The following is a 17,118-nucleotide window of genomic DNA, read 5'->3' as shown; positions in this document are numbered from 1 at the left end:
CTGGGCTCGGCCGTGATCAAGGGCCAGGCCACCGAGGTGATCGACGTCGGCCACTTCCTGCCGATGGCGTTCGCCGACTGGTTCACCCGCAAGGAGATGAAGCCGTCGATGCATTCGCAGTCGGTGCTGCTGGTCGACGACTCTGCGTTCTTCCGCAACATGCTGGCGCCGGTGCTGAAGGCCGCCGGCTACCGCGTCCGTACCGCGCCGACCGCGCAGGAAGGCTTGGCGGCATTGCGCGCGCAAAACTTCGACGTGATCCTGACCGACATCGAGATGCCCGACATGAACGGGTTCGAGTTCGCCGAGACCATTCGCTCCGACAACAACCTTGCCGCGACGCCGATCATCGGTCTCTCGGCGCTGGTGTCGCCGGCGGCGATCGAGCGCGGCCGGCAGGCCGGCTTCCACGATTATGTCGCCAAGTTCGACCGTCCCGGTCTGATCGCGGCGCTGAAGGAGCAGACCGCGGGCGCCGCCGGCGCCTCCGAGCTGAGCCGGGCCGCGGCCTAAGGGGGACGAGGAGACACGAGATGAGCAGCAAGACCCAATCCAGCGAAGGCGCCATGGTCGAATACGTCACCGCGATGATCGGCGGCCAGCTGTTCGGCCTGCCGATCTCCCGCGTGCAGGACGTGTTCATGCCCGAGCGCGTCACCCGCGTGCCGTTGTCCTCGCGCGAGATCGCGGGCGTCCTGAACCTGCGCGGCCGCATCGTCACCGTGGTCGACATGCGCTCGCGTCTCGGCCTGCCCAGGGACGAGGACGGCAAGACCCCGATGGCGGTCGGCGTCGATTTGCGCGGTGAATCCTATGGCCTCTTGATCGACCAGATCGGCGAGGTGCTGCGCCTGCCCGAGGCCGGCATGGAAGAGAACCCCGTCAACCTCGATCCCCGCATGGCCAAGCTCGCCGGCGGCGTCCACCGCCTCGACGGCCAGCTCATGGTCGTGCTCGACGTCGATCGCGTCCTCGAGCTCGCGCCCGAGATGATGGCGGCTTGATACGGCGGCATTGCCGCCGACGTGCCAGTAATTGGAAGTGTCCCCGCAAGGGGATAGGAAGCAGAGGTTCACATGCGAACTTGTCTCGTCGTTGATGATTCCAGCGTCATCCGCAAGGTTGCGCGCCGGATCCTGGAGGGCCTCGACTTCCAGATCCTCGAAGCCGAGGACGGTGAGAAGGCGCTGGAGGCCTGTAAGCGCGGCCTGCCCGACGCGGTGCTGCTCGACTGGAACATGCCGGTCATGGATGGCTACGAGTTCCTCGGCCATCTCCGCCGCATGCCCGGCGGCGACCAGCCCAAGGTGGTGTTCTGCACCACCGAGAACGACGTCGCGCACATCGCGCGTGCGCTGCACGCCGGCGCCAACGAGTACATCATGAAGCCGTTCGACAAGGACATCGTGACGGCGAAGTTCCAGGAAGTCGGACTTATCTGAGCGAACGTCCGGAGGCTGAACGGATCCTTCGGCGATTGTTTTCAACTGAACCGTTTCAGTCTGAGTTGGTGAGTAATGAGTGTTGCGTTCGCAGGTAATTCGACCACGGGCACGTCGCGCGAAGCCGGGCCGCTGCGGGTGATGATCGTCGACGACTCCGTCGTCATCCGCGGTCTGATCTCGCGCTGGATCGGCGCCGAGCACGACATGGAGGTCGCTGCGTCCTTGCGCACCGGGCTCGAGGCGGTCAACCAGCTCGAACGCATCAACCCTGACGTTGCCGTGCTCGACATCGAAATGCCCGAGCTCGACGGCATCTCGGCGCTGCCGAAATTGCTGGCGAAGAAGCGCGATCTCGTCATCATCATGGCCTCGACGCTGACACGCCGCAATGCGGAGATCAGCTTCAAGGCGCTGTCGCTCGGCGCGGCCGACTACATTCCGAAGCCGGAATCGACGCGCGAGGCGTCGGCCGCCGATACCTTTCATCACGACCTGATCCAGAAGATCCGCCATCTCGGTGCGCGGCTGCGCCGCAAGCCTGCGGTCGCGAGCCCGCCGCTCGCGCCGGCGAGCCCTGCTGCTCCGACTGCCCCGGCTGCGCGCGCACCGGCCATCGCGCGGCCTGTCGCGCCTGCACCCGCTCCGGCCTTGCATGCTCCGTCGACAGGAGTGCTGTCGACGCGCCCGTTCTCGACCCAGGCTCCGAAGGTGCTGCTGATCGGCTCCTCGACCGGCGGTCCGCAGGCGCTGATGGCGCTCGTCACCGAGCTCGGGCCTGTGATCGACCGCTTCCCGGTGCTGATCACCCAGCACATGCCGCCGACCTTCACCACCATTCTTGCCGAGCATCTGGCGCGTTCGAGCCGCCGCCCGGCCGCCGAGGCGGTTGACGGCGAGCCGGTGAAGCCGGGACGCATCTACCTTGCGCCCGGCGGCAAGCACATGCGCCTCGCACGCAGCGGCGCAGACACGGTGATCGCGCTCGACGACGGGCCCGCCGTCAATTTCTGCAAGCCCGCGGTCGATCCGCTCTTCACCTCCGCCATCGACATCTGGCACGGCGCCATCCTCTCGGTGATCCTGACGGGCATGGGCTCGGACGGCATGCGCGGCGGCAAAGACATCGTCGCGGCCGGCGGCAGCGTGATTGCGCAGGACGAAGCCTCCAGCGTGGTCTGGGGCATGCCGGGCGCGGCCGCCAATGCCGGCATCTGCGCGGCGATCCTGCCGCTCAACCAGATCGGCGCCAAGGTCAACCGCCTGTTCGCGGGAGACCGCTCGTGACCCCGACGGACTACGATTATCTGCGCAAGTTCCTGAAAGAGCGCTCGGGTCTCGATCTCTCGCCCGACAAGCAATATCTGGTCGAGAGCCGGTTGCTGCCGCTCGCCCGCAAGGCAAGTCTTCCCGGCATTCCCGATCTCGTGCTCAAGATCAGGAACGGCGACGGCCGGCTTGCGACCGACGTGGTCGAAGCCATGACCACCAACGAGACCTTCTTCTACCGCGACAAGATTCCATTCGATCATCTGCGCGAGACGATCTTGCCCGGCCTGATCCAGGCCCGCGCCGCGCGCAAGTCGATCCGCATCTGGTCGGCGGCCTCGTCGACCGGGCAGGAGCCCTACTCGATCGCGATGTGCGTGAAGGAGATGGGGGCGGCTCTCGCCGGCTGGCGCATCGAGATCGTCGCCACCGATCTGTCGCAGGAGGTGCTGGAGAAATCCAAGGCCGGCGTCTACAGCCAGTTCGAGGTGCAGCGCGGCCTGCCGATCCAGCAATTGATGAAATACTTCACGCAAGTCGGCGAGCTCTGGCAGCTCAACGCCGACATTCGCGCCATGGTGCAGTTCCGCCAGCTCAACCTGCTGCAGGACTTCTCCCATCTCGGCACGTTCGACGTGATCTTCTGCCGCAACGTGCTGATCTATTTCGATCAGGACACCAAGGCCGTGATCTTCGAGCGCATGGCGAAGGCGATGGAGGCCGACGGCACGCTGCTGCTCGGGGCTGCCGAATCCGTCGTCGGCATCACCGACGCATTCCGTCCGATCACCGAGCGCCGCGGCCTCTATCAGCTCAACCCGGCACGCTCCGGTCGCGCGATGGGCGGCCTGATGCCGCAGCCGCTGAAGGTTGCCGCCGCGAGGTGAAGTGGCCGAACGGCGGGCGCTCTGCGAGAGCGCCATCGTTGTGGACGATCGGCAAAATCTGACGAGATATCTTCCGTCATCGTGCGCGACTCTGCACGAGCATTTGAGCGCTCGCGAATTACTCCGCTACCGCGCAACACCGATTGCGCCGCGATGCAGCATGATCGCGGCGCTGATGAGCATTTGAAGGTTGTGCTATGCTGCCGATGGTTCCGCTCAACCAAGGCGGGATTCCATTCCATCCTGAACGAATTTGAGGAGGACATACCATGCGAATGTCTTGTGCCTCGTACTTTTTATTGATCGCGATTTCGTTGCCGGCGACTGCTCGCGCCGGCGAGCAAGTGCTCGAATTCAAGCTCGTCACGAAGCCAGTGGACGTCAAGGTCACCGAGGTCGCGAATGTCGAAGGTCAGATGGTCATGTCCGGCAAGATGTTCGGCGTTGCCTTCTTCAAGGACGGCCGCATTGCCGTGAAGGACTTCGTCAATTCCTCCGACTTGCTCAAGGGCTCAGGACCGATGTTCGGCTACAGTACCTACACGTTCGATGATGGTTCTTCGATCACGGCGCGCTATACCGGCGCGGTGAAGGACGGAAAGGCAAAGGGCGAATATACGATCCTGTCGGGCACCGGGACGTACGCAAACGCGACGGGCACAGGCGGCTTCGAGAGCGTGCAAAGCGGGTTCAAGGGCGCGGGCCTGTATGACGGAAGATTTATCGTCAAGACACCTTAGGTCTGCACCTTCGCGCTCGCGTCCCTCGCCAATAAAGGCCGCGAGCGCATTTCACAAAATCGCATGCGGTAGAAACCGCGAGCTGTTGCCCGTGATCGGGCTTTCGTCCTCGCGGATCGACAAGCCGCACGGCTCATGGTCCACCAGCCAGCTTCCGATCACCGGATAGAAGCCTGAAAAATTCGGCAGCGGTGCCAACGCCTGCCGTATGAAACCTTCAGCGCCATAGGGGCCCGCCTGCTCGTCGAGCGGCGTGCCGCCCGACATCAGCGTGACATTGGCGCCTTCGCGCGACAGCAGCGGCTTGCGGACATACGACGTGCCGAGCTCCGCCGCCCGCGCGTCGTCCTCGAAGAAGGCCGGCAGCAGATTGGGATGGTTCGGAAACATCTCCCAGAGCAGCGGCAAAATGCCCTTGTTGGAGAGCACCGCCTTCCATGGCGGCTCGATCCAGCGCGTCGGGGCCTTCTCGAGCTTTGCGCCGAAGGCGTCCTGGAACATCCATTCCCAGGGATAGAGCTTGAAGGCGAGCGCGATGTCGGCATCGTCGAGATCGACGAAGCCGCCGCCCTCATCGCGCCAGCCGACCTGCTCGATGTCGAGCAGCGTGGTCGAGAGTCCGGCCTGGCGCGCAGTGTCTTCGAGATAGGCGAGCGTGCCGGCGTCCTCGTCATTGCCTGTCGTGCCGGTGAGATGCAGGTGGCCGGCGGCGATCGTCTTCCATGCCGCGATCAGGCGCTCGTGGATCGAGTTGAACTGATCGGCGCGCGAGGGAATGATGCGGCGCTCGATTGCCTGTTCGAGCCAGGTCCATTGGAACACGGCGGCCTCGAAGATCGAGGTCGGCGTATCCGCGTTGTATTCGAGCAGCTTTGCCCGCTCCTTGCCGTCGAACTTCAGGTCGAGCCGACCGTAGAGGCTGCGGTCGTCGCGCGCCCAGCTCTCGGCGATCAGGCTCCAGAACGCCTCCGGAATCTTCAGGCGCCGCAGGTGCCGCTCGTCGCCGATGACGCGGCCGGCAAGCTCCAGGCACATCGCGTCGATCTCGCCGGTCGGCGTTTCGATGCCGCGCTCGATCTCGTCGAGCGTGAAGGCGTAGTAGGCGCGCTCGTCCCAATAGCGGTCGCCGCCATTGGTGTGGAAGACGAAGCCGCATTGCGCCGCGGTCTCCCGCCAGTCGTCGCGTTCGAGACAGGTGATGCGTTGCATGGATCAACCGCCGCCCGAGAAGCCATGACCGAACGAGCCGAAGCCGCCGCGGCTCACGCTGCTGTGGCCCGAGTCGGACGACGTGCTTGACGAGGAGTGGCTCGAGGAATCGCTGCTGAAGAAGCTCGATCGCGACGATGAGCCCGAGCCGCCGCTGCCGCCCGAAGAGCTGCTTCTGCTGCTGCTACTGCATGCGGTGCTGGTCTGCACCGTCGGATCCGTCCCGGGAGGAGGGGGCTCGCAAGTCTGCCGCGGCATCAGCGTGTAGGCGGTGGTGCCGACCCCGATCGTGCCCATCACGAGGAGAGCGACGTGACCGGAGCGCTTCACCGGCGGTCGGGAAGGCGGCGGCTCGGGAGGTGGCCGGCGCTTGCCGAACTGCTTGCTGGAGGGTTTGTCGGCCATCTCAGTAGATCATGCAGGCGGCGTTGAGGAGGCCCGCGGCGAGCGACGACAGCCCGAGCCAGATGGCGGGCGCAAGCTCGCCGGCGGCGATCCGCGCCGACAGGTTCGGCACCGGCACCCTGACGAGAAAGAACACGATGACCTGGACGATCAGCGCGATCGTTGCCCAGATCAGGCAGTCCAGCACATTGGCCGAATGCGCGATGGCGCTGACCAGCGGCGCGACGAAGCCGAGCAGGCTGAGGCCGAGCGCGATCGCGGCAGCCGGCTCGTTGTCGCGGATCAGCTGGAACTCATTGTAGGGGGTGATGCGGGTATAGACGAACAGATACGCCACGATTGCGATCAGGCCGGTGCAGAAATAGACCAGGAAGGCGGGCAGGCCGGCGAGTGATTGCAGGATCATCGTTCCCCCATCGTGCAGCGACCATTCGTCGGCGGGAGAAGCATAGCGGTTCAACGTTAGAGGTGGGTGAAGCCGTAGTCGGCACGGTCGGTGCAACCTCTCCCGCTTGCGGGGGAGGTCGCTGCGCGCGAGCGCAGCGGGTGGGGGCTCTCTCCACACGGGGACTGTCCCGATGCGGAGACACCCGCACCCCGAGCCTCTCCCGCAAGCGGGAGAGGGAGAAGACGTCCCCAAAAACGAAAACCCCGCCATTTGCGGCGGGGTCCAGGCTGGGAGGAGCAAGCCCCGGGGGCTTGCGACGTAACCCTGAGATCAGGCGGGGATGCGCTCTTCGTGCTCGTGCGGCTCGCGCAGCACGTAGCCGCGGCCCCACACGGTCTCGATGAAGTTGCGGCCTTCGGAGGCGTTGGCGAGCTTCTTGCGGAGCTTGCAGATGAAGACGTCGATGATCTTCAGCTCGGGCTCGTCCATGCCGCCATAGAGGTGGTTGAGGAACATTTCCTTGGTGAGGGTCGTGCCCTTGCGGAGCGAAAGCAGCTCCAGCATCTGATATTCCTTGCCGGTCAGATGCACGCGCTGGCCGCCGACTTCGACCGTCTTGGTGTCGAGGTTGACGACGAGGTCGCCGGTCTGGATGACCGACTGGGCATGGCCCTTGGAGCGGCGCACGATCGCGTGGATGCGGGCCACCAGCTCGTCCTTGTGGAAGGGCTTGGTCATGTAGTCGTCGGCGCCGACGCCGAGACCCTTGACCTTGTCCTCGATGCCGGCGAGGCCGGAGAGGATCAGAATCGGTGTCTTGATCTTGGAGACCCGGAGCTGCTTGAGCACGTCGTAGCCGGACATGTCGGGCAGGTTGAGGTCGAGGAGAATAATGTCGTAATCGTAAAGTTTACCGAGATCGACGCCTTCTTCCCCCAAATCGGTCGTGTAGACGTTGAAGCTCTCAGACTTCAGCATCAGCTCGATCGACTGCGCGACGGCGCTGTCATCTTCAATCAGCAAAACGCGCATGCCAGTTCCCCATAGTCGCCGCTCCTGGGCGTCAGGTCGGCCGCATTCGCGGCACTCAACAAAACGCCTTTGAACAACTGATTCGGATCCTGACAACAGATGGTTAACAAACTCTGATTCTGGAACGCAAGTCCCCCCGGTGCAATTTTTGTCGAATCGCCCTAAGGTCTTGCGCTGGAAGCAGCTTTCGTTACCCCGATCTGTTCAAGCTCCACTTTAAGAGACGGGCCTAACCGACTCCCGCGACTCAGCCTTCTTCTGAAGGGGAGGCGCGCTCAGTCACAAAGACAGTGACGCAATGATTAATGATGCGGGTAAACACGGAGTTAAGCGCCGTTCAGAAATATGGCGAAACTTAAGAGTTTCACCGTGAAGGCCCGGAGCACGACGGCGGTCACCTCATGTCGGCCCTCTCATCTCTTATGAAGGCGCGCCCCCTATGAAGGCTCTTGCCGAACAGATCGGCGACATCGACGGCGTCAACATCTATGGCCGTGTGGTCGGCGTGCGCGGCCTGATGGTCGAGGTGGCAGGTCCCATCCATGCGATGTCGGTGGGTGCGCGGCTCGTGATCGAAACCGGCGCCAATCGTTCCATCCCCTGCGAGGTGATCGGCTTCTCCGGCAACAACGCCGTGGTGATGCCGTTCGCCGGGCTCGACGGCGTGCGCCGCGGCTGCAAGGCCGTCATCGCCAATGCCGCCAACCAGGTGCGGCCCTCGTCGGCCTGGCTCGGTCGTGTCGTCAATGCGCTTGGCGAGCCGATCGACGGCAAGGGGCCGCTGCCGCAGGGGTCTTCGCCGATGCCGTTCCGCAATACGCCGCCGCCGGCGCATTCCAGGAAGCGCGTCGGCGCGCCGCTCGATCTCGGCGTGCGCGCGATGAACACCTTCCTCACCTGCTGCCGCGGCCAGCGCATGGGCATTTTCGCGGGCTCCGGCGTCGGCAAATCGGTGCTGCTGTCGATGCTCGCGCGCAACGTCGATGCCGCCGTCAGCGTCATCGGGCTGATCGGCGAACGCGGCCGCGAGGTGCAGGAATTCCTGCAGGACGATCTCGGCGAGGAGGGCCTCGCTCGCTCCGTCGTCGTGGTCGCAACCTCCGACGAGCCGGCGCTGATGCGCCGCCAGGCCGCGTATCTGACGCTCGCGGTCGCCGAGTATTTCCGCGACGAGGACCAGGACGTGCTCTGCCTGATGGACTCGGTGACGCGCTTTGCCATGGCCCAGCGCGAGATCGGCCTGTCCGCCGGCGAGCCGCCGACCGCCAAGGGCTATACGCCGACCGTGTTCACCGAGCTGCCGAAGCTCTTGGAGCGGGCGGGGCCGGGCCTGGGCGAAGGCGCCATCACCGCCATCTTCACCGTGCTGGTCGACGGCGACGACCACAACGAGCCGATCGCGGACGCCGTCCGCGGCATCCTCGACGGCCATATCGTGATGCAGCGCTCGATCGCCGAGCGCGGCCGCTACCCCGCGATCAACATCCTCAAATCCGTCTCCCGCACCATGCCGAAATCGGCCGACCCGCAGTTCTGGCCGACCATCCAGAAGGCGCGGGCGGTGATGGCGACCTATGCCGACATGGAGGAATTGATCCGGCTGGGCGCCTACCGGGCCGGCTCCAGCCCCGAGGTGGACGAGGCGATCCGGCTGCACGAGCCGCTGGAAGCGTTCTTGCGGCAGCGCAAGGACGAAAATGCCTCACTGGCGGACGGCTATCGGCAGTTGGCGCAAATCCTCGGCAATTTGGAAACGGAACGCTAACTTTGTCAGTTCATCATCCGATCCCACAGAGTAGCAGAGCCGGTCTTGGCCCTCATCGGGCCTGTGGGGAGACCGGTGCCGTCCCAATGTGTGTCTTGCAGCTAGGGGACTTCTGGGGAGTACGAGTCGATGAAGTCACGTGATACCCTCATCCGCCTGAAGAAGTTCCAGGTCGATGAGAAGCGCCGCCGGGTCACCCAGATCGAGACCATGATCGCCGACTTCCAGCGGATGTCGGTCGATCTCGAACGCGAGATCCAGACCGAGCAGGACCGTGCCGGGATCAACGATCCCTCGCATTTCGCCTATCCGACCTACGCCAAGGCCGCGATCCAGCGCCGCGAGAACCTGACCCGCTCGGCCGACGAGCTCAAGGGCCAGCTCGACGAAGCCAAGGCCGCTTTGGCCGAGGCCTTCGAGGAGCTGAAGAAGGTCGAGCTCCTCGACGAGCGCGACCAGGCCCGCGAACGCGCCGAGGAGAACGCCCGCGAGCAGGCCGACCTCGACAGCATCGGCCTGATGCGCGCCCGCATCGGCGCCGTCGCCTGACGCGCTAGCCACAAACCTGCCGAGAATTTGCCAAACCCGGACCCGCAAGGTCCGGGTTTTCGCATGGGCTGTCCACAGCGCGGCGCCACGCCCCTTGGTGGTCGGCTTTGCCGCGCGCTATGGTAGCGAAGTGCCGGGGCCTGCGCGGAACGCGAAGGCCCACGTGTTGGGGGGCTGAATGCTGACGCCAGCAGAGCTGGTCGGGCTGATCGAGGCGGTCGCCAGGGGCGATCAGGCCGCGTTCGAGCGTCTCTACGTCGCCACCCGCGCGAAACTCTATGGCGTCGTGCTCCGTATCTTGCGTCGGCAGGATCTCGCAGAGGAGGTCATTCAGGAGACCTACGTCAAGATCTGGAACGGCGCCGGCCAATTCAACCCGGCGCTCTCGTCGCCGATCACGTGGATGGCGTCGATCGCGCGCAACCGGGCGATCGACATCGTGCGCAAGAAGTCGGAAGCCTCCATCGAGGAAGAGCCTCAGGCGATGGAGGTTGCGGCCGACAGTCCCGATCCTCTGGCGCGCCGGGAGATGACCGAGGAGCTGAAGCGGCTCCTGGAATGCATCGGCCGGCTCGAGCCCGACCGTCAGAAGCTCGTGCTGCTCGCCTATTACAACGGCTGGAGCCGCGAGCAATTGGCGGAGAAATTTGCAGCGCCCGTCAACACGGTGAAGACGTGGCTGCGGCGCAGCATGCTGGGTATCCGGGAGTGCCTCGGATTGTGATGGCCCGGACGACGAGGAAGGTTCTGGACTGTAATTGATGGCCTACACGGAGGACCATATCGCGCTCGCCGCGGAATATGCGCTCGGCACCCTCGACGCCGACGAGCGCGCGCAGGTCGAGACCATGATGGCGGTGGACCAGGCGTTCGCCGAAATCGTGCAGGCCTGGTCCTACCGGCTCGGCGTCCTCAACCAGATGGTCGGCACGATCGAGCCGCGTCCGATCGTGTGGGAGAACATCAGGGCCGAGCTCGCGCGGACCGACTTTGCACAGGCGACGCCCGCGCCGTCTGAAGCATCGCCGCCTCCAGCACCTCTGCCGGAAGCCTCCCCGTTTGACGCCGTGTTGCCGCCGCCTTCGGATAGCACGCCGCCGGCCGAGCCGCAGCCTTCCGCAGTGGAGCCGCCGGAGGCGGCGCGACCGGGCTCCGATGCGCTGTCCGACGTCGTGCCGATCTTCATGCCGCAGGTCCATGCGCCCGATCCGGACGTGGTGCATGCACCACCGCCGCCGGTCGCCGACAACTCCAACGTGATCCGGCTCGAAGGCCGCGTGAAGCGCTGGCGCACCATCGCATCCGCCGTCGGCGCGCTCGCGGCCGCGCTGCTGGTGACGCTGTCGCTTCAGATCTTCCAGCCCGACGCGCTGCCGGGCGCGCTGCGTCCGGCACCGCGCATCCAGACGGTCGAGGTCAAGGCACCGGCACCGCTCGCCGCGTCCGCGCAATATGTCGCGCTGCTGCAGGGCCAGGGCGGCGGCCCGGCCTTCATCCTCACCATCGACGGCGCAACGCGAAACTTCACCGTGCGCAAGGTCGGCGCGACGCCGGAGCCCGGCAAGAGTTTCGAGCTCTGGCTGATCTCCGACAAGCTGCCGCGCCCGCGCTCGCTCGGCGTGATCGGCCAAGGCGAGTTCACCGCGCGTCCGCTGCTCGCCGGCTACGACGCCGACCTCGTCAACGGCGCGACCTATGCCGTCACCATCGAGCAGGCCGGCGGCTCGCAGAGCGGCCAGCCGACCTCGGCGCCGGTGTTTTCCGGCAAGCTGATCGAGACCGTGCCGCCGGCGCAGCCGCAAGCACCCGCGAAGAAGTAGGGGCGTCGTAGCGGTACCGTAGCCCGGATGAGCGAAGCGATATCCGGGGACAGTGGTCCCGCATGTCGCTTCGCTCATCCGGGCTACGAGACCGCGCTACTGTCGCCTCCGTCCGCAGGCTCGTCGCATTTCGACAAGTCCGGCCAAATCCCATCCCGGTTTGAACCTCCCCGCAATTCGCCGCGTCAAATCCCCGGAATTTGCAGTCGGCGCGGCCGATCATTGTGCCGAAGAGGGGCGAGACATCAGATGGATGCAGCGAAAACGCCGGGCATCTTCATTCACCAATATGCAGGCCTGCCGCAGGGTGCGGCCTTCGAGCATTGGCGCGAGCGGGCCGTCGGGGCCTGCGGCCTCGATATCGGGCCGAGCCAGGGCGACAGCATCGATTGCCGGCTCCAGGTCAGCGTGGTCGACAATATCGTGCTGGCCATTCCCGAAGGCGCCTCCGCGCAATATTCGCGCACGCAGAGCCACCTTGCCGATGGCAGCGACGATCTCGTGCTGATCGCGGCACATGCGGGCCTCGTCCGCGTCGGGCAGAACGGCCACACCGTGGAGCTCGCGCCCGCGCAGATGGTGCTCGTCGACATGGGCATCACCGGCACCGTCGGCCACACCGATGAGGATCGCTTCACCACCATCCGCATGCCGCGCCGCGCGCTGCTGGACATCAATCCGCGCGCCGAGGAGAAGCTCTCGCAAGTGCTCTCCGACGGCGCGGTCGCCGAGACCATCTTCCGCTACCATGCGCTCGCCGCCAATCACGCGCCGCATCTCGACGCCGTCGGCCAGCGCCTGACCGCGCAGCACATGGTCGATCTCGTCGGCCTCCTGCTCGGCACCGATGCCGAGCATGCAAGCCTCGCGCGCGGGCGCGGGCACGCGGCGGCCCGCCTTGACCTGATGCAGGCCGACGTGATGGCCGCGCTCGGCCGCAACGATCTCTGCCTCGCCGAAGTCGCGACGCGCTCGGGGCTCAGCCCGCGCCAGGCGCAGCGCCTGTTCGAGCAGGCCGGCACCACCTTCACCGAATTCGTGCTGGAGCAGCGCCTCTTGCTGGCGCGTAAGCAGCTCAGCGATCCCCGTGCGAGGGCGCGCAAGATCAGCGACATCGCGCATTCCTCGGGCTTCTCCGACCTCTCCTATTTCAACCGCGCCTTCCGCAAGCGCTTTGGCGCGACGCCGTCGGAACTGCGCGAGGCGTGAGGCCCACGTTTTGTGCAGCGGCCCGGCGCCGCCGCAGTTGGTCGATCCTGACGAATGGGCTATATCTAGCCGCGCGGGCAGGCCGCAGGGTCTCTTTGGAAAGTGCGAGTAGGCGGACATGGCGCGTATCGTCGTGCTCGGCGCCGGGTTTGCGGGTCTGTGGGCGGCCATCGGCGCCGCGCGCAAGCGCGACGAGATCGGCGTAGGCGGCCGTGACATCGAGATCCGTCTCATCGACCGTAACCCCTATCACAACATCCGCGTGCGCAATTACGAGACCGACCTCAGCGAGGTCGCACTTCCGCTTGCGCAGTTGCTCGATCCGATCGGCGTCACGCACGGCCTCGGCGAGATCGAGTCGATCGATCCGGCGCATCGCAAGATAGCGCTGGTCACGAGCGGCGGGGAGGAGACGCTGAGCTATGATCGCCTCGTGCTCGCGCTCGGCAGCGAGGTGATGCGCCCGGACATTCCGGGCCTTGCCGACCATGCCTTCGATGTCGATACCTATGCTGCGGCGCTTCGCCTCGAGGATCATCTGATTTCGCTCGGGCGCAGCGCGCCGTCGCCGGGGCGATCCACCGTCGTCGTGGTCGGCGCCGGCTTCACCGGCATCGAGGTCGCGGCCGAAATGCCCGACAGGCTGGCGCGCGCCGGCATCACCGGCAGCCGCCGCATCATCCTGGTCGATCCCAATCCGACTGTCGGCGCTACCATCGGCGCGCAAGCGCGTCTCGTCATCGAAACGGCCTTGTCGTCACTCGATGTCGAGACGCGGCTCGGCGCGCGCGTCGTCTCGATCGAGGCCGCCGGCATTCACCTCAGCTCGGGCGAGTTCATTGCGGCGCAGACGGTGATCTGGTGCGCCGGCATGCGTGCGAGCCGGTTGGCCGAAAACTTTCCGGGCGCGCGCGATCGCCTCGGGCGCCTGCTGGTCGATCCCTTCTTGCGCGTTGCGAATCTGCCTGGCGTGTTCGCGGCCGGCGACGTCGCCTCCAGCGTGGTCGACGGGCTGCATCCGACCGTGATGTCGTGTCAGTTCGCCCGGCCCATGGGCCGCTTCGCCGGCCACAATGTGGTGGCCGATCTTGTCGGTGAGCCGATGCTGCCGCTGCGGATCGACTGGTACGTGACCGTGCTCGACCTCGGCAGCTGGGGCGCGCTCTATACGGAAGGGTGGGATCGCGAGGTCCGCGCCACCGGCGCGGCCGCGAAGGCAACCAAGCAGACCATCAACCGCAAGCGCATCTATCCGCCGCTCAACGGCAGCAAGGACGATCTGTTCGCCGCCGCCGCGCCGATCGTGCAGGCGCCGCCGCCGACGTATGGGACGAGGTAGTTGGGAGGCGAGGGCCGTGCTCCTTGCTCCGTCATTGCGAGCGCAGCGAAGCAATCCAGAATCTTTCCGCGGAGACAGTATGGATTGCTTCGCTGCGCTCGCAATGACGAGCTGATGCGCCAGCATTCCGATAAAGCCATACCCCAGACGTGAGAAAGCGCCCGTGGGGGGCGGGCGCTTTCTGTAGTCGACTTGGGGTTGGGGTCGTCTACATATCCACGTGGCGACTTTGGGGGGCTGGTAAAGAGCCGCGTGAATTCACAAAACTTGTCAGATCTCCTTATCGAACGAGGGACGCGTTCGAGCTGGTGATAACGACCGGCTTACCGGCCTTGATGACGCGGGCCGTCTGGGTCAGACCTTCATCCGAACCCGAGCGTGCCGTGATGCCGAAGCCCGCCACCGCGATCCCTGCGACGAGGGCGACGACCACAATCTTCAAATGGGTCGCGCGATCGGCGCTGTAGATCGAGTGGTTCATGGAAGCCTCCTGCCGCCACCTACCCGAAGTAGTCGCCGGCCGTTTGAGGCAGGTTCATGCTTCCGGTGCCCAACAACGTAGTATTGGGCGGATTCGTTCCCAAGGGGCGATCACAAGAGCGTGACAGGACGTGAAAGATCGCGATCAAAAACGGCTCTTGATCGTTCTTTTTTATAATTATTTCAAAGCTGTAATGCGCCTGCCGGGCGCCTCTTGGGGCTTTGGTCCACAAGGCGCCAGGAACTCAAAAACCATTTGCCTGTGGCCGAAAAACACACGGCTTCTTAAGGCAAATCAGATGCTTCCGACCGTTTTCAACCTCGCCCTGGGGTGGATTTCAGCCTGCGACAGCACGGTGGTCTGGGCGCGGAACCGCTCAACGAGAGAGCGCACGAAGGGACGAATTGCCGCAGAGGTGACCAGCACCGGCGCCTCGCCTTCGCGGGCGGCGCGCTCGAAAGCCTCGCGCACGGCGGTCATGAACTCCGACAGCTTCGAGGGCTGCATGGCGAGGCTGCGCTCCTCGCCCTGGCCGATGATGGATTCGGCGAAGGCCTGCTCCCACCGCGCCGACAGCGCGATCAGCGGCAGATAGCCGTTGTAGGAGGTGTTCTGCGCGCAGATCTGCCGGGCAAGGCGGGCGCGAACGTGCTCGACCATGGTGGAGGGATTGCGTGAGAAGGCGAGCGAGTCCGCAATGCCCTCGAGGATGGTCGAGAGGTCGCGGATCGAGATGCGCTCGGCGAGCAGCAGCTGCAGCACGCGCTGGATGCCGGAGACCGTGACCTGCCCGGGGACGATGTCCTTGACCAGCTCGCTCTGCTCCTTTGGCAGCTCCTTGAGCAGCTTCTGCACCTCGCCATAGGAGAGCAGGTCCGACATGTTGGCTTTGAGCAGCTCGGTGAGATGGGTCGAGAGCACGGTCGCGGCGTCGACGACGGTATAGCCCTTGAGCGAGGCCTCTTCCTTGAGGCTGGCATCGACCCAGGTTGCGGGTAGGCCGAAGGTCGGCTCGGTGGTGTGGATGCCGGGCACCTGAACCTGGCTGCCGCCGGGGTCCATGACCATGAACTGGTTCGGCCAGATCTTGCCGGTGCCGGCGTCGACCTCCTTGATCTTGATGATGTAGGTGTTGGCCTCGAGCTGGACGTTGTCGAGGATGCGCACTGCCGGCATCACAAAACCCATCTCGATCGCGAGCGAGCGGCGCAGCGCCTTGATCTGTTCGGTGAGGCGGTCGGTGCCGTCGGGTCCGTTGACCAGCGGCAGCAGGGCATAGCCGAGCTCGATCTTGAGGTCGTCGATCTTCAGCGCGGCCGAGATCGGCTCTTCCGCCGCGGCCGCGCCGGGCGCACCCGGTGCGCCGGCGGCAGGCGCGGCGCTGGCGGCTTCCTCGGCCTTCGCGGCGGTGCGCTTGTGGTTGCGGGCGTGCCATGCCAGCGCGCCGGCGCCGGCACCGAGCGCGAGGAAGGGAATGGTCGGAATGCCCGGCAGGGCCGCCAGCACCAGCATCACTGCCGAGGACATCGCCAGCGCCTGCGGATAGCCGGAGAACTGCTTCATCAGCGCCTTGTCGGCGGCGCCGGAGACGCCGGCCTTGGAGACGAGCAGGCCCGCGGCGGTCGAGACGATCAGCGCCGGCACCTGGGTGACGAGGCCGTCACCCACAGTCAGCAGCGTGTAGCTGCGCCCGGCGTCGGCGAAGGACATGCCCTGCTGCGCCACGCCGATGATCATGCCGCCGACGACGTTGATGAAGACGATCAGAAGGCCCGCGATGGCATCGCCGCGGACGAATTTGGAAGCACCGTCCATGGCGCCGAAGAAGCCGCTTTCGTCCTCCAGCTCCTTGCGCCGCTGCTTGGCGACCTTCTCGTCGATCAGGCCGGCGCCGAGATCGGCGTCGATCGCCATCTGCTTGCCGGGCATGGCGTCGAGGTGGAAGCGTGCGGCGACTTCCGCGATACGGCCCGAACCCTTGGTGATGACGATGAAGTTGACGATGATCAGGATGGCGAAGACGATGATGCCGATGACGAAATTGCCGCCCATCACGAAGCTGCCGAAAGCTTCGATGACGTGACCGGCGGCGGCCGTGCCCTCGTGCCCGTGCGACAGGATCAGGCGGGTCGAGGCCATGTTGAGCGACAGACGCAGCATGGTCGAGATCAGCAGCACGGTCGGGAAGGCGGAGAATTCCAGCGGCGTCTGGATGAACAGCGAGGTCATCAGGATCAGGATCGACAGCGTGATCGAGATCGCCAGGAACAGGTCCAGCACGATCGCGGGCAGGGGCAGGATCAGCACCACCAGGATGGTGAGAACGCCCAGCGCCAGCGCGATGTCGCCGCGCTTGAGGATGTTGACGATCTCGTTGAGGGAGGGGATGCCGGGCTTTGCTGCGCCTACGCCCTGTCCCGCGGTGACGTCGACCATGGTAGCTGCCTCCCCGCGCGACTGCCGGCCGCGCGCCCCAAACGTCTGCGCGGCGGCCGATGGGCCGCCGTTCCGAAAGTGAGGCACCGCACTGGCGTCCACGGGAGCTCCCGTTCTACGCGGCTGACGACACTCGACTTCACTCGG

18 protein-coding genes are annotated in these 17,118 nt (G+C 65.4%); 12 read left to right on the top strand and 6 right to left on the bottom strand.

The window, feature by feature from the left end; all coding sequences use genetic code 11:
- The 6 genes from IQ16_RS31285 to IQ16_RS31260 all read left to right on the top strand — a co-directional run.
- On the top strand, window positions 1-513 hold a 513-nt coding region (locus tag IQ16_RS31285; protein ID WP_145831943.1), incomplete at its 5' end, for a response regulator.
- Window positions 514-533: 20 nt separating this feature from the next.
- A complete protein-coding gene (locus tag IQ16_RS31280) occupies window positions 534-1,004 on the top strand; it encodes a chemotaxis protein CheW (protein WP_145831942.1) in 471 nt (156 codons plus the stop codon).
- Between the two features lie 72 nt (window positions 1,005-1,076).
- The gene (locus IQ16_RS31275; protein ID WP_007600538.1) at window positions 1,077-1,442 is read left to right on the top strand and encodes a response regulator; all 366 of its coding nucleotides are present in this window, start codon (window positions 1,077-1,079) and stop codon (window positions 1,440-1,442) included.
- Window positions 1,443-1,517: 75 nt separating this feature from the next.
- Window positions 1,518-2,729, top strand: a complete 1,212-nt coding sequence (locus IQ16_RS31270; RefSeq protein WP_018646230.1) for a protein-glutamate methylesterase/protein-glutamine glutaminase — start codon at window positions 1,518-1,520, stop codon at window positions 2,727-2,729.
- Window positions 2,726-3,598 (top strand): CheR family methyltransferase, encoded by an 873-nt coding sequence (locus IQ16_RS31265; RefSeq protein WP_018646229.1) that lies wholly within the window; start codon window positions 2,726-2,728, stop codon window positions 3,596-3,598. The genes IQ16_RS31270 and IQ16_RS31265 overlap by 4 nt, the downstream gene beginning before the upstream one ends.
- A 314-nt stretch (window positions 3,599-3,912) precedes the next feature.
- Window positions 3,913-4,338 carry a hypothetical protein gene (locus IQ16_RS31260; RefSeq protein WP_244635928.1) on the top strand — a complete coding sequence of 142 codons (426 nt, stop codon included), beginning with the start codon at window positions 3,913-3,915 and terminating at the stop codon, window positions 4,336-4,338.
- A gap of 51 nt (window positions 4,339-4,389) precedes the next feature.
- Here IQ16_RS31260 and IQ16_RS31255 read toward each other — a convergent pair whose 3' ends face one another.
- The 4 genes from IQ16_RS31255 to ctrA form a co-directional block, all read right to left on the bottom strand.
- Window positions 4,390-5,547, bottom strand: a complete 1,158-nt coding sequence (locus IQ16_RS31255; protein WP_018646227.1) for a glutathionylspermidine synthase family protein — start codon at window positions 5,545-5,547, stop codon at window positions 4,390-4,392.
- Between the two features lie 3 nt (window positions 5,548-5,550).
- Entirely contained in the window at window positions 5,551-5,952 is a 402-nt protein-coding gene (locus IQ16_RS46690; RefSeq protein WP_080648145.1) for a hypothetical protein, read from the bottom strand.
- Between the two features lies 1 nt (window position 5,953).
- Window positions 5,954-6,358 (bottom strand): DUF350 domain-containing protein, encoded by a 405-nt coding sequence (locus IQ16_RS31245; RefSeq protein WP_018646226.1) that lies wholly within the window; start codon window positions 6,356-6,358, stop codon window positions 5,954-5,956.
- 312 nt (window positions 6,359-6,670) lie between these two features.
- Complete coding sequence (gene ctrA / locus IQ16_RS31240) at window positions 6,671-7,372, bottom strand: response regulator transcription factor CtrA (RefSeq protein WP_008138878.1); 702 nt, start codon at window positions 7,370-7,372, stop codon at window positions 6,671-6,673.
- A gap of 439 nt (window positions 7,373-7,811) precedes the next feature.
- On the opposite strand from ctrA, the gene fliI reads away from it, so the two are divergent.
- From fliI to IQ16_RS31210, 6 genes are all read left to right on the top strand, one after another.
- Window positions 7,812-9,137 carry a flagellar protein export ATPase FliI gene (fliI, locus tag IQ16_RS31235; protein WP_018646225.1) on the top strand — a complete coding sequence of 442 codons (1,326 nt, stop codon included), beginning with the start codon at window positions 7,812-7,814 and terminating at the stop codon, window positions 9,135-9,137.
- Window positions 9,138-9,266: 129 nt separating this feature from the next.
- Window positions 9,267-9,686, top strand: coding sequence for a flagellar export protein FliJ (gene fliJ, locus IQ16_RS31230; protein ID WP_008562039.1), 420 nt, complete (start codon window positions 9,267-9,269; stop codon window positions 9,684-9,686).
- A 178-nt stretch (window positions 9,687-9,864) separates the two neighbouring features.
- The gene (locus IQ16_RS31225; protein ID WP_018646224.1) at window positions 9,865-10,410 is read left to right on the top strand and encodes a sigma-70 family RNA polymerase sigma factor; all 546 of its coding nucleotides are present in this window, start codon (window positions 9,865-9,867) and stop codon (window positions 10,408-10,410) included.
- Between the two features lie 37 nt (window positions 10,411-10,447).
- Window positions 10,448-11,506, top strand: coding sequence for an anti-sigma factor (locus IQ16_RS31220; protein WP_018646223.1), 1,059 nt, complete (start codon window positions 10,448-10,450; stop codon window positions 11,504-11,506).
- 249 nt (window positions 11,507-11,755) lie between these two features.
- Window positions 11,756-12,715, top strand: coding sequence for a helix-turn-helix transcriptional regulator (locus tag IQ16_RS31215; protein WP_018646222.1), 960 nt, complete (start codon window positions 11,756-11,758; stop codon window positions 12,713-12,715).
- Between the two features lie 118 nt (window positions 12,716-12,833).
- Window positions 12,834-14,054 (top strand): NAD(P)/FAD-dependent oxidoreductase, encoded by a 1,221-nt coding sequence (locus IQ16_RS31210; RefSeq protein ID WP_018646221.1) that lies wholly within the window; start codon window positions 12,834-12,836, stop codon window positions 14,052-14,054.
- A gap of 280 nt (window positions 14,055-14,334) precedes the next feature.
- On the opposite strand, the gene IQ16_RS31205 is transcribed toward IQ16_RS31210, so the two are convergent.
- Window positions 14,335-14,535 (bottom strand): hypothetical protein, encoded by a 201-nt coding sequence (locus IQ16_RS31205; RefSeq protein ID WP_018646220.1) that lies wholly within the window; start codon window positions 14,533-14,535, stop codon window positions 14,335-14,337.
- A gap of 294 nt (window positions 14,536-14,829) precedes the next feature.
- Complete coding sequence (gene flhA, locus IQ16_RS31200) at window positions 14,830-16,971, bottom strand: flagellar biosynthesis protein FlhA (protein ID WP_026312493.1); 2,142 nt, start codon at window positions 16,969-16,971, stop codon at window positions 14,830-14,832.
- Window positions 16,972-17,118 lie beyond the last annotated feature (147 nt).

The organism is Bradyrhizobium huanghuaihaiense, from assembly GCF_007830635.1.
Lineage (GTDB): Bacteria > Pseudomonadota > Alphaproteobacteria > Rhizobiales > Xanthobacteraceae > Bradyrhizobium > Bradyrhizobium huanghuaihaiense.
This window is presented reverse-complemented; position numbering and strand designations above follow the sequence as displayed.

What these genes read in the sequence shown, in the direction of transcription:
- ctrA (WP_008138878.1), bottom strand. Translation starts at nt 7,372, where the DNA reads ATGCGCGTTTTGCTGATTGAAGATGACAGCGCCGTCGCGCAGTCGATC.
- IQ16_RS31205 (WP_018646220.1), bottom strand. Translation starts at nt 14,535, where the DNA reads ATGAACCACTCGATCTACAGCGCCGATCGCGCGACCCATTTGAAGATT.
- fliJ (WP_008562039.1), top strand. Translation starts at nt 9,267, where the DNA reads ATGAAGTCACGTGATACCCTCATCCGCCTGAAGAAGTTCCAGGTCGAT.
- IQ16_RS31245 (WP_018646226.1), bottom strand. Translation starts at nt 6,358, where the DNA reads ATGATCCTGCAATCACTCGCCGGCCTGCCCGCCTTCCTGGTCTATTTC.
- IQ16_RS31225 (WP_018646224.1), top strand. Translation starts at nt 9,865, where the DNA reads ATGCTGACGCCAGCAGAGCTGGTCGGGCTGATCGAGGCGGTCGCCAGG.
- fliI (WP_018646225.1), top strand. Translation starts at nt 7,812, where the DNA reads ATGAAGGCTCTTGCCGAACAGATCGGCGACATCGACGGCGTCAACATC.
- IQ16_RS31275 (WP_007600538.1), top strand. Translation starts at nt 1,077, where the DNA reads ATGCGAACTTGTCTCGTCGTTGATGATTCCAGCGTCATCCGCAAGGTT.
- IQ16_RS31220 (WP_018646223.1), top strand. Translation starts at nt 10,448, where the DNA reads ATGGCCTACACGGAGGACCATATCGCGCTCGCCGCGGAATATGCGCTC.
- IQ16_RS31210 (WP_018646221.1), top strand. Translation starts at nt 12,834, where the DNA reads ATGGCGCGTATCGTCGTGCTCGGCGCCGGGTTTGCGGGTCTGTGGGCG.
- IQ16_RS46690 (WP_080648145.1), bottom strand. Translation starts at nt 5,952, where the DNA reads ATGGCCGACAAACCCTCCAGCAAGCAGTTCGGCAAGCGCCGGCCACCT.
- IQ16_RS31280 (WP_145831942.1), top strand. Translation starts at nt 534, where the DNA reads ATGAGCAGCAAGACCCAATCCAGCGAAGGCGCCATGGTCGAATACGTC.
- IQ16_RS31255 (WP_018646227.1), bottom strand. Translation starts at nt 5,547, where the DNA reads ATGCAACGCATCACCTGTCTCGAACGCGACGACTGGCGGGAGACCGCG.
- IQ16_RS31270 (WP_018646230.1), top strand. Translation starts at nt 1,518, where the DNA reads ATGAGTGTTGCGTTCGCAGGTAATTCGACCACGGGCACGTCGCGCGAA.
- IQ16_RS31215 (WP_018646222.1), top strand. Translation starts at nt 11,756, where the DNA reads ATGGATGCAGCGAAAACGCCGGGCATCTTCATTCACCAATATGCAGGC.
- flhA (WP_026312493.1), bottom strand. Translation starts at nt 16,971, where the DNA reads ATGGTCGACGTCACCGCGGGACAGGGCGTAGGCGCAGCAAAGCCCGGC.